Source organism: Microcystis wesenbergii FACHB-1317 (assembly GCF_014696875.1).
Classification (GTDB): Bacteria; Cyanobacteriota; Cyanobacteriia; order Cyanobacteriales; family Microcystaceae; genus Microcystis; species Microcystis wesenbergii_A.
This window is the reverse complement of sequence record NZ_JACJQV010000154.1, coordinates 29,059-40,727: the sequence shown is the minus strand read 5'-3', so window position 1 is coordinate 40,727 and position 11,669 is coordinate 29,059. Positions and strand designations below refer to the sequence as shown.

Annotated in this window: 9 protein-coding genes and 1 CRISPR repeat array; of the genes, 5 read left to right on the top strand and 4 right to left on the bottom strand. The window is 44.9% G+C overall.

From position 1 onward, the window contains the following. The 3 genes from H6F92_RS13255 to H6F92_RS13245 all read left to right on the top strand — a co-directional run. The coding region (locus H6F92_RS13255) for an RNA-guided endonuclease InsQ/TnpB family protein (RefSeq protein WP_190358224.1) at nt 1-336 on the top strand (336 nt) is incomplete at its 5' end. Between the two features lie 57 nt (nt 337-393). Then, on the top strand, nt 394-1,329 hold the full coding sequence (locus tag H6F92_RS13250; RefSeq protein WP_190358222.1) for an NAD-dependent epimerase/dehydratase family protein: 936 nt from the start codon (nt 394-396) through the stop codon (nt 1,327-1,329). 255 nt (nt 1,330-1,584) lie between these two features. Next, nucleotides 1,585-2,958 carry an ankyrin repeat domain-containing protein gene (locus H6F92_RS13245; RefSeq protein WP_190358220.1) on the top strand — a complete coding sequence of 458 codons (1,374 nt, stop codon included), beginning with the start codon at nt 1,585-1,587 and terminating at the stop codon, nt 2,956-2,958. Between the two features lie 155 nt (nt 2,959-3,113). Here H6F92_RS13245 and H6F92_RS13240 read toward each other — a convergent pair whose 3' ends face one another. From H6F92_RS13240 to H6F92_RS13230, 3 genes are all read right to left on the bottom strand, one after another. Then, complete coding sequence (locus tag H6F92_RS13240; protein ID WP_190358228.1) at nt 3,114-3,836, bottom strand: Stp1/IreP family PP2C-type Ser/Thr phosphatase; 723 nt, start codon at nt 3,834-3,836, stop codon at nt 3,114-3,116. Between the two features lie 44 nt (nt 3,837-3,880). Then, nucleotides 3,881-5,569, bottom strand: a complete 1,689-nt coding sequence (locus H6F92_RS13235) for an ABC1 kinase family protein (RefSeq protein WP_190358226.1) — start codon at nt 5,567-5,569, stop codon at nt 3,881-3,883. 90 nt (nt 5,570-5,659) lie between these two features. Then, nucleotides 5,660-5,965, bottom strand: a complete 306-nt coding sequence (locus tag H6F92_RS13230) for a DUF6825 family protein (RefSeq protein WP_190358218.1) — start codon at nt 5,963-5,965, stop codon at nt 5,660-5,662. 273 nt (nt 5,966-6,238) lie between these two features. On the opposite strand from H6F92_RS13230, the gene H6F92_RS13225 reads away from it, so the two are divergent. Beyond that, entirely contained in the window at nt 6,239-7,462 is a 1,224-nt protein-coding gene (locus H6F92_RS13225) for an ABC transporter substrate-binding protein (RefSeq protein ID WP_190358217.1), read from the top strand. Between the two features lie 187 nt (nt 7,463-7,649). Here H6F92_RS13225 and H6F92_RS13220 read toward each other — a convergent pair whose 3' ends face one another. Continuing rightward, nucleotides 7,650-8,669: a methyltransferase gene (locus tag H6F92_RS13220; RefSeq protein WP_190358214.1), complete on the bottom strand. Its 1,020-nt coding sequence runs from the start codon at nt 8,667-8,669 to the stop codon at nt 7,650-7,652. Nucleotides 8,670-9,086: 417 nt separating this feature from the next. Then, nucleotides 9,087-9,633: direct repeats of the CRISPR family, unit length 36 nt; unit sequence GTTTCCATTCAATTAATTTCTCTAGCGAGTAGAGAG. A 691-nt stretch (nt 9,634-10,324) separates the two neighbouring features. On the opposite strand from H6F92_RS13220, the gene H6F92_RS13215 reads away from it, so the two are divergent. Next, a complete protein-coding gene (locus tag H6F92_RS13215; protein ID WP_190358212.1) occupies nt 10,325-11,578 on the top strand; it encodes a helix-turn-helix transcriptional regulator in 1,254 nt (417 codons plus the stop codon). Nucleotides 11,579-11,669 lie beyond the last annotated feature (91 nt).

Here is an 11,669-nt window from a genome sequence, read left to right as displayed (position 1 = left end):
AAATTAGCTAAAGCCGTTCAGGATATGGGTTTTTACGAGTTCCGAAGACAACTTGATTATAAAACTCAGTTGTATGGTTCGGAATTAATCATAGCCGATAGGTGGTTTCCTAGCAGTAAAACCTGTTCCAATTGTGGGTACAAAAAAGAGTCTCTATCTTTAACTGAAAGAGTTTTTGAGTGTGAGCAATGCCATGTAGTTTGCGGTCGAGACTTGAACGCTAGTCTAAATCTAGCTTCTTTGGCGGTGAGTTCCACCGTGTCAGCTTGTGGAGTAGATAGTGCCGACACTACTACAGTGAAGCAGGAAGTTAACGTCAAATTTGCTCATGAGTAGATTTGAGTAAGTTTAACAGAACGGATAATATAACCTTGATATTGACAATGGCGACTGATGAAAATTTTAATTATGGGTGGAACCCGATTTATCGGTGTTTCTTTGACTAAAGTGTTAGTAGAACAGGGTCATGAGGTGGTATTATTCAATCGTGGCAATAAACCCGCCCCAGTTGCGGGAGTACGACAGATTCATGGCGATCGCACTGACCCAGAGCAACTGCAAGAAAAGCTTAAAAATGAGAGTTTTGAGGCAATTTTCGATAATAATGGCAGAGAATTAAGGGATACTCAGCCCCTCGTCCAAATTTTTAAGGACAGAATCGGGCATTTCGTCTATGTTAGCTCGGCGGGGGTTTATCTAAAATCCGACCAAATGCCCCATAAAGAAGGGGATAAACTAGATGCCAAAAGTCGCCACAAGGGAAAACACGAGACAGAAAACTATTTAAGCGAGATGGGTTTACCCTGGACTTCCATCCGTCCGGTTTATATCTACGGACCGGGCAACTATAATGACCTAGAAGCTTGGTTTTTTGACCGTTTAGTTCGTAATCGTCCTATTCCTATACCTGGTCATGGGGAACATTTTACCCAATTTGGTCACGTTGTCGATCTAGCTAAGTCCATGGCCGCAGTATTGGGTAATTCTCAGGCTATTGGTCAAGTGTATAATATTTCAGGCGATCGCTATGTAACTTTTAACGGTTTAGCGAAAGCTTGCGCGGCAGCCATGGGAAAAAATGCCGAGGAAATCGAGATTGTTAACTATAACCCCCAAAAATTTGACTTCGGCAAAAAGAAACCTTTCCCCCTGCGGGTTCAACATTTCTACGCTGATATTAATAAAGCCATCCGTGAGTTAAACTGGCAGCCAGAATATGATCTAGTCAGTGGTTTAAAAGACTCCTTCCAGAATGATTATCTCGCTTCTGGTCGCAATCAGCAAAAAATAGACTTGGCGATCGATGACCAGATCTTGGCAAATCAGTAGAATTAATTTTCCGGTGGGGAAGTGGCCCGTGGCAAGTGGGCAATGGGATTAATTTTAGCGAACGGGGTAGTAGTTTTTAGGCGTTGTCAGATCAGAATAGGAAAGATGCCATGCAATCCTTGCTATCAAAGTAATTTCAGTTCCGGGCTGATTCGGACTATCTTTCAATTTGACAACGCCAGTTTTTAAGTCCGTTTACCTGTCTAAAAAGATCGATAATAGAAAAAAATACCTTCTGCCGAGCGGTCACTGTTAATGGCTTCTAATTGGGATATCTTGTTAATGCAAGCGGCGCGTCAGGGCAATCTGGCGCGAGTTCAAGCTTTACTAAGTCAGGGGGCAAATGTCAACGCCACTGATGCCCAAAATACTACGGCTTTAATCTATGCCGTGCAGGGGGGGCATCGGGAAATTGTGGCAATTTTGCGAGAATTTGGGGCTGATATCCACAAAAGTAAACAACCCCAAGGTTTAAGCCCGCTGATGTTAGCGGCTGCCCTCAATCGCGGTGAAATCCTCGCTCAATTAATCGCTGCCGGTGCTAATATCAATCAGGTCAATCAAGATGGTACGCCTGCACTAATTATTGCCGCTTATCAGGGTCATACAGCGATCGCAGAACAGTTATTAACCGCCGGCGCTCGGGTCAATATGCGCGATCGAGATGGAGATACGGCTTTATCTGTAGCTATTAGCCAAAATTACGCCGCAATTGTCCGTTTACTGCTCGATCGTGGTGTAGATGAAGAAATCTGTCAAGAAGCTTGGTTACAGGCTCTCACCGCTAATCGCCCAGAAATCCTCGAATTGTTTATTAACCGTGGTATGCCCCTCGATGCTGCCACTTTATCTGGGGAAACTCCCCTAATTTTGGCTGTAGAGAGGGGAAATCTCGGCAGCGTACAAACTTTACTGCAAGCGGGAGCCAATCCGAATATTAGCACGGAGGAGGGAGAAACTGCCCTGATGATCGCCGCTGCTGAGGGATATTTCCATATTGTCCGACTTTTACTCGCTCAGGGGGCTAGTATTGACAATCAAAATCAGGCCGGAGAAACGGCCCTGCATTTAGCAACGATCGAAGGACATCTAGAGATCGTCCAGGCCTTACTACAAGCCGGCGCTTTTGTCAATCACCGTAACCATTTTGGTGATACACCCTTGCTCATCGCCACGATGCAAGGATACGAAGCGATCGTTTTAGAATTGTTAAAACAGGGGGCGGATCCTAACCTAACTCAGCAGGGAGAAACACCGTTAACTCTAGCTCTACAGGGCCAATTTACGGGCATCTGCCGTTATCTCCTCGACTACGGGGCTAATGCCAACGCCGTTTATCCCGATGGCCAAACCGTCCTCATGAAAGCTTGTGAGGGCAATAATAGTCAACTGGTGCGCCGGTTAATCGCTATCGGTGCTGATGTCAATAAACTCGATTTTAGCGGCGCTTCCCCTTTAATGTCGGCCAGTTATCACGGTTGTCTCGACACGGTTAAAGTTTTGTTAGACGGGGGAAAAGTGAACTTAGATCAGAAAAATCAAGGGGGAATGACCGCTTTAATGTTAGCTAAATTTAATCACCATCAGGCGATCGTTTCTTTATTACAACAAGCAGGAGCGATCGAGTAATACTAAATCCGTTGAGTAACGCACAGAAAACGGGTTTCTCGGAGAAACCCGTTTTCTCGGCAGGAGATTATTTTTATTTATTCTTCCCTACACCCTACACCCTACACCCCACACCCTGCCCCCACGAGAAACTTTTTGCCGCAAACCCTAGATAGTCAACAGCTGACCATGACCACGGTGATATTATCAGAACCGCCGGCTTCTTTGGCCGCTGCCACTAAATTCTCGACAATTTCCTGACAATCGGCACCGGTTTGCAAATAATCGCTAATTTCCTCGTCGGACACTTCTTCCGTCAAACCATCACTACAGAGAATCAAACTATCGCCGGATTGCAGATCGAGGGGAGATACCGTCACTGGGGGCAAATCGCGACGACCAAGACATTGAAATAAAACGTGCCGCCAAGGGTGGTTTTTCGCCTCTTCTTTGGACAGATCCCCCATTTTTATCGCCCTAGCTATCCAAGTATGATCTTCCGTCACCTGTTCTAATTTTTGCTCACGAAAGCGATAGAGACGGGAATCACCAATATGGGTGTACCAAGAGCCATCATCTCGGACGATGGCCATGACTAGAGTTGTCCCCATGTCCTGTCTTTCGGGATTTTTCAGTTGATCTTCAATAATCTTCTCGTTAGCGGCAGTAATTGCCTCCTGCAGCAATTCCCCGGCAGCAAGGTCAGAATTCCAGTGTTCTTCTAGATGAGCTTGGATAGTTTTAGTGGCGATTTGACTAGCTTCCTCGCCCCCCGCATGACCCCCCATACCATCAGCAACGATAAAAAAGCGCTGCTCGGGGTCGATATAATAACTATCCTGATTAACCGATCGCACTACACCGGGATCGGTCATTCCTCCACAAGAAAGATTGTTCATCGAAATTTCTGCTGCTAACATAATATTTATTATCCTGCGATCAATTACATCATCCGATCCTGACGTTGAATTTTCTGCCAAAGTCTCAGAAGAGCTATCCCCGGCAGCAGGGAAATCGCCATCGGTACTAAAGTTAACCAACCAAAACCATTGACAAATAGAAGCGTCGCTGAGATAAGTAAAGCACTGATCAGTAAAGTATAGTTGGTTCCCATTTGAATCATACCCAATCGCCGCAAAAGTCGATCGGATTCGCTGGAACGTACCCGGACACGGATATCACCCCGTTCTAATTTTTCGATCGTATCATCGATGCGTCGGGGTAAACTCAGGGCGGTGCTGCTCACTTGGGCTGCTTGTCGTCCTAACTCATCGAGGATATTACTGCCATTATTTCCTGTCATATCATTTACTAATTGCAGGGCAAAAGGTTGGGCCACTTCCATAAAGTTAAATTCAGGATCGAGTCCTTTGCCTACCCCTTCCAGGGTAGAAAATGCTCGCATGACGAAGGTAAAGGTAGCGGGAAAGCGAAAAGGCTGATCGTAGGCGATTTCATAAAGATCATCGCTGATAGCGGCCACGGATTGCTCCTCAAAGGGTTTATCCATGAAGTTATCGAGCATATACTGGATCGATCGCCGCACTGCTCCCATATCACCATTAGCAGTTAATGCTCCTAAATCTACCAGAGAAGTGACCACGCGATCGGCATCTTTTTGGGCAATTCCCAAGAGAGTCTGCATTAATTTTTCGCGCACGTTGGTTTTAATTTGTCCCATCATGCCGAAATCGTAGAAAATCAAGGAGCCATCACTATCAACGGCGATATTGCCAGGGTGAGGATCTGCGTGAAAAAAGCCGTTATTGAGTAGTTGAATGAGATAGGCTTTTGCCCCTAGTTTAGCCAACAATTTGCGATCGAGTCCGGCCGCTTCTAGGGCTTCATAATGACTGATTTTGATGCCGGGGAGGTATTCTAGGGTTAAAACCCGGGGAGCGGTGTAGCGCCAATAGACTTTTGGTACTTTCACCCAATCTTCCCCGCGAAAATTACGGCGAAAAGTGTCAGCGTTACGACCTTCGTTGAGATAATCCGTTTCTTCCCAGAGAATTTTACAGCATTCTTCATAAATACCCGTCCAATCGCGACCTTTACCCCATTTGGGATGATTTTGGAAGTATTGGGCGATTTTTTTCAGGATAGCCAGATCGATACTAAATAATTTTTTCAATCCGGGACGTTGGACTTTGACCACCACATCTTCCCCGGTCTTCAGTTGGGCCCGGTGAACTTGCCCTAAACTAGCGGCTGCCAGGGGAATAGGATCAAAGCTTTTAAAGAGTTGATTGAGGGGTTTACCGAGGGATACCTCGATAATTTTGCTGGCCTGTTCGTAGGTAAATGCGGGAACCTGATCCTGTAGTTTCGAGAGTTCTTCCACATATTCGAGGGGAAAAAGATCGGCCCGGGTGGAGAACAGTTGACCGACTTTAATAAAAGTGGGTCCCAATTCTAGCATGGTTTCCCGAATCCAAGCAGCCTGTTTTCTGCGTCTGCTGGCGAGTTTTTCCTCGCTATAGCCGCCGTTATAGCTCCATTTTTTACCGTTGAGCCAGAATTGATAAAGTACAGTCAGAACGAATCGCCAAATATCTAGACGACGACGATTGATGGAATAGTTTTCTTGATTCCAACGATAGCTATTTTTGGCGACTTGGAGGGCCGGCATTGCTGGGTTTAACTCTGGGGTAACGGGGACGGGTAGAAGGGCTGACACGCAATTTTTGGGGCTTTAAAGCGACTAAAAGAGGGTTTTTGGTTAATTACGGTAGTTTTTTAGTTCCGAGCGCAATTGGGCGATTTCGGCGCGCATTTCGTCGATGTTTTCCTGCACATCGGCACTGGAGGAACCACTGGAGTCTGTCTCAGTATATACTCCCTTTTCCATGGCTCGATCGGCTCTCATTTGCACTTCTTCGACGAATTGCCGCAGGTTTTCCCGTTGTTCGGCATCAAATTTGCCTAATTCGCTTAAAGCGTTGGTAAACGCATCTTCTAGCTGTTCACTGACCAATTCAGCGATCGCTCGTCCGAGGAAAAAGGCGTGAATAACCGGGTTAGTCATAATCTTAAATGGATGTTTTCGCTTGCTGGGGTTTGTGAACGGGAAAGGCGATAATAGATTCCCTAACTACTAGGTTAGGCGACAGAACCAGAAAAGGCAAATCGTTTTTCTGAAAACGGAGGTGACACGGGGGGGTTAATCGACAAAATTAGCGGAAAGAAAGGGTGCTAAGGGAGCAAAATCCTGTTTGATCGCGTCGAGAATTATCGCTGAAATCAACCCGATTAGCGAAATAATAGTGTCATCAACAATATCAGTCCCTGGAGAGTTAAGATGCTCAGAAAACGTTTATTAATCCCCTTAATACTATCCCTAGTCACTTTCGGTCTAGTGGTGGCCTGCAATTCCGTCACTCCCACCAGTCAAACTAACCCCAGTCCCGCAGAAAACGCAGCCACTGCTGCTATTCCCATTGGTGCAGCTTTAGCTCAAACCAGTAATCTCGCCCTATTGGGACAGGAACAGGTGATCGGTGTCAAGATGGCTGAAACATATTTTAACAAAAAGGGCGGAGTCAATGGAACACCGATTAAAGTTATTATCCAGGATGTGGCCGGGGATGAACAGGGGGCGATCAACGCCATTAATACCCTAATCACTCAAGATAAGGTGGTGGGTATTCTTGGTCCGTCCCTGTCCCAGCAAGCTTTTGCCGCTAGTCCGATCGCCGATCGAGCCAAAGTTCCCATTCTCGGCCCCTCTAACACGGCTAAAGGTATCCCCCAGATCGGTGAATATGTGGGTAGGGTGTCCGCTCCTGTGGCTGTGGTCGCTCCCAATGCGGTTAAAACCGCTTTAAAAATCGATCCCAAGATTAAAAAAGTGGCTGTCTTTTTTGCCCAAAATGATGCTTTTAGTAAATCGGAAACGGAAACTTTTCAAGAAACCCTGAAGAGTTTAAATCTTGATATTGTCACCGTGCAGAAATTCCAAACCACCGATACAGATTTTCAAAACCAAGCCACCGCCGCTATTAATATTAAACCGGATTTAGTGGTTATTTCTGGGTTAGTTGCTGACGGGGGCAATTTAGTCAAACAGTTGCGACAATTGGGCTATCAGGGATTAATTATTGGTGGCAACGGTTTAAATACTTCTAATATTTTCCCGGTTTGTCAAGCTCAATGTGATGGCATTATCATTGCTCAAGCTTATAACCCGGAATTAGATAATCCTATTAATCGGGATTTTGTCGCCGCTTATACAGCAGAAAATAAAAAAGCACCCCCCCAATTTACCGCTCAAGCTTTTACGGGAATTCAAGTTTTTGTCGAGGCATTAAAACGGGTAGATGATAAAAATAAACTCAGTACACTTTCCCTCGAACAAATTCGCCAACAATTAAATCAGGAGATTTTAGCGGGTAAGTATGTCACTGTCCTGGGAGATATTGCTTTTACTCCCGAAGGGGAAATCATTCAGGATAAATTCTCCGTGGCACAAATTAAAATGGATGCCGATGGTAAGAATGGTAAATTTACTTTTGTGAAAAATTAATCAGTAAAGGGTTCTTCTCGTTTCCACCTCGTTGCAAGGATCTCCCTTGCAACGCATTTCCAGAGGTTATAGCTCTTGTATAACCCATCAGGGAAGGGGGGGACTGATGATCACAGAAAGTCGAGAAGAGTAGAAAGAACCCTGTAGAGGCGCAAGGAACCTACAACCTGCGCCTGATCTCGTTGACTTATTTTTTAACGCATTCAATAATACAAATATCTTCTTGAGTCGGAATAATTTGATTTAATTTTAAACCCGCTTGGCTCAACAATTCCTCAAATTCTTCTGCGGTTCTTTCTTTACCTCCTGGAAACATAACTAACATATTCAAGTCTAACATTTTAGCAGCAGAAGGATTATTACCCGCAGGAACAACCATTTCCAAGACTAAAACTTTCCCATTGCTATCTAAAGCTTGACAACAGTTTTTCAAAATAGCAATCGCTCGTCGATCATCCCAATCATGAATAATATGTTTTAATAAATAGCCATCTCCTCCCAGGGGTACGGATTCAAAAAAATTACCGCCAACGGTTTGACAACGATCGACAATGCCGTGTTTTTCTAAAGTGGGTTGACAATGGGAAATTACATATTCTTCATCAAAAAGAATTCCTTTGAGGTGGGGATATTGCTCTAGGATTGTCCCCAACATCTCACCGTATCCCCCACCTACATCTACTAGGGTTTGAAATTCCGAGAAATTATACACAGCTAAAATAGCCTTCTCCTCCGAAAAAGAAAAACTATTCATCGACTGTTCAAAAATCTCTGCATCTAGCGGATGAGTTTGAAAATATTCAAAGACTCCCATCCCAAAGACATCATCAAAAGATGGTTGTCCCGTTTTAATACTATGTAACACATTTCCCCAGGCTTGATAATGGGGGGCTTCTCCTAACATAATTGCTGTCGCTTTTACTGACCGGGGATGGTCACTAGATAAATGTTCGGCTAAGGGAGTTAGTATAAACTGTTGAGATTCAGTTTCTTGAAAAATTCCCACACTAGCTAATGCTCTCATCAGTCGGTATAAAGCAGCAGGATTAGTCTCAGTTAGGGAGGCCAAATCTTGACAGGATTTCGCTCCTTTGCTTAAATGCTCGGCTAGACTCAATTTAGCCGCAGCATAGATGGCCTGAGATAGCCAGTAACCCGAAACCATTTGGGTTAATTGAAGATGAAGAGGGAGTTCAGGTAAGGACATAAGCAACTTTTGTGGGAATACAATTAAACATTACCATATAGAATAAGCTGCCCGGGCATTTAAATTGCCTATTGAAATGAGGCACTTTTGCAAGGGTCAACAGGAAAGGGATTGGGGGAGATTCAATTAATTTCTAAGTGCGAGTAGAGAGAAAGTAGGGTTGATTCATGAATCAACCCTACCAAACTAGGAAGTTTCCATTCAATTAATTTCTAAGTGCGAGTAGAGAGAACAAATTGACGCAGGAATCTAAACAAAAGTTATTGTTTCCATTCAATTAATTTCTCTAGCGAGTAGAGAGATATCAAACAGGCAACCGATGAATTATTGGAATTTGCAGTTTCCATTCAATTAATTTCTAAGCGCGAGTAGAGAGCAAATAGAATTTGATCGGATAGCTATCCGGTGCGAATATTCGTTTCCATTCAATTAATTTCTCTAGCGAGTAGAGAGCCTTAGAAGCGGCCGAAGATTATGATTTTACTCCCCCGTTTCCATTCAATTAATTTCTCTAGCGAGTAGAGAGAAAAGACATAAAGCAACAGCATTCTACGGATAATGGGTTTCCATTCAATTAATTTCTCTAGCGAGTAGAGAGCAATATAAAAGGTCTGCACTTCAGAAGCACTGTCAAGTTTCCATTCAATTAATTTCTCTAGCGAGTAGAGAGGCTGCAAATCTATAAAGAATGCACGGATAATCCTAATTGGTTTCCATTCAATTAATTTCTCTAGCGAGTAGAGAGTATCAATGACTTCGCCGATGCTAACGGTATAGAGATGTTTCCATTCAATTAATTTCTCTAGCGAGTAGAGAGGAAGAAACTTCCAAGTTAATGCGCGAATGGTACGAATCGTTTCCATTCAATTAATTTCTCTAGCGAGTAGAGAGTCTAAGGCTAAAAATCGTCAACTATTAATCGGAGAATGTTTCCATTCAATTAATTTCTCTAGCGAGTAGAGAGTTACAACGCTTATTGTAAAAATAACGCTCATTTTAACGGGTTTCCATTCAATTAATTTCTAAGCGCGAGTAGAGAGCAAGGACTGGCGGCATTGCGGTATTTTGGCTTGTAGTTTCCATTCAATTAATTTCTCTAGCGAGTAGAGAGTTTCAAGAACTCGATACCTCGGTAATAGCCGAAAACCTAGTTTCCATTCAATTAATTTCTCTAGCGAGTAGAGAGGCAATTAAGCGACTACCCGACGGCTACACCCTAACTGTGTTTCCATTCAATTAATTTCTCTAGCGAGTAGAGAGTTTACTTTTGCCAGTGCGAGTCATGGGCAAGGTTAGTTAGTTTCCATTCAATTAATTTCTCTAGCGAGTAGAGAGAGCCGGTAGGCAAACGTCCGAACAGGATTGGGGTTCGGAAGCCAGTTGCGACGGATAAGTTAATTATAGCTAGATACGGTCGCACAGTCAACCCCATAAACCACAAAACCCTTATCCTGTGGTAGATCGAGGGATTTTACCGGAAACCGAGGTTATCTGCTCCCACCCCTGTCGGTCGCTAGTCGATGATACCCTAAAAAGCCAATAATTTAACCCCTCGATCGAGGGGCTGATTTTTCCAGTCCTGATCGGATTTTCTAGCCCTCGGGGTGAGGTAAATTTATATCGGCTTTCCCCTTGACTGAACCGATTGCATCTGTATGACTCAGCACCCCAAATCCCCTAGGGAAAGAACACTGCGTGAACGAGATAGTCGCGAGTTCCAGCGACTTATGCTCCTGATCGCCACCCTCGTCCGACACCCCGGAGTCGGTTATCAAACCCTTGATCCCTCGGAAAATTACCATTCGGGGAAAGATCACAACGCATTAACGGAAGTACAGGAACGGGTGAGAGAACTCGCCGCCACCCTCGCCCTCGGTTGGCCTGCGGAATATCCCTCCATTGCCACCCTGAGAAAAGACATAACGACCCTACGGGATTACAAAATTCTCGATCGCCACATCTATCGCTGGGGGTATTATCTGGGCACCGGCGTTATGAGTCCCGACGAACTTAAAATCGCCTTTGATGCACTCCGCTCCCGGGCCCTCTATCAGGGTGATCCGAGAATCCGTCAGATCTATCACCAACTCGATCGCCGTCTTCAAGGGTTTACACTCGGCTCCCGGGCTGACTTTCTCTATCCCGTCCGGGAACAACTCGATCGCTCGATCAACTATACCGATCCGGAAGAGATGATGGAACGGGGAAAATATCGCCAAACTTTATACGAGAAAATCGACACCCTAGAACAGGCCATTGTCCGGGGAGAGGTAATCGAGATCGCCCGACCGATCGATCCCTATCAAAAGAAATTTACCGGGCCCTTCCCGATCTATCCCCTCCAGCTAATTTACCGTGACATTGGCTGGTATCTCCTCTATGAAACCTATCCCGATGGCTGTCTGGCCATCGGCCGCCTCAATCGTTTCGCCGGTCATTGTCGAATCCTCCCAGAACCCTCTCGCTCCCTCGAAGAACAGCGCCACAGCCTCAATAATGCCCACAAACTGATTAAAAATGGCTGGGGCTTGAATTTGGGGGATTTAGCGGCCCAAAAATTGGAATTAGCGGCACAATTAACCCTAATTACCGTTAAAGTTCGCTTTTTTCATCCTGTGAGTTACTTTATCCGGGAGGGAGAAGCACGTCACCCCCGGCAGCAGTTGACAAATCCCCAGATCGACCCGCAGACGAAAATCCTTAACTCGATCGATTACCACATCGCTCTCCCGTCCCGTTCCCTGGAAGAATTCCTCTGGTGGGTACAGCGCTATCTCGAACAGGCCCAGATTCTCTCTCCCCCAGAAATGGCGGAAAAACACCAGCGATCGGCGCAAATGTTGGTCGATCGATATTCTCCCCCAACAGACGATAATCATAGTAAAAAATTCATACCACCAGAAACTTAGACGGGATAAGCTTTTGAAGCTTTTTAGAAAAATCTTCAAAATATCGTGTTATCTCTAGAGGTTCCTAAGGCATATTGATATACTGAGAACA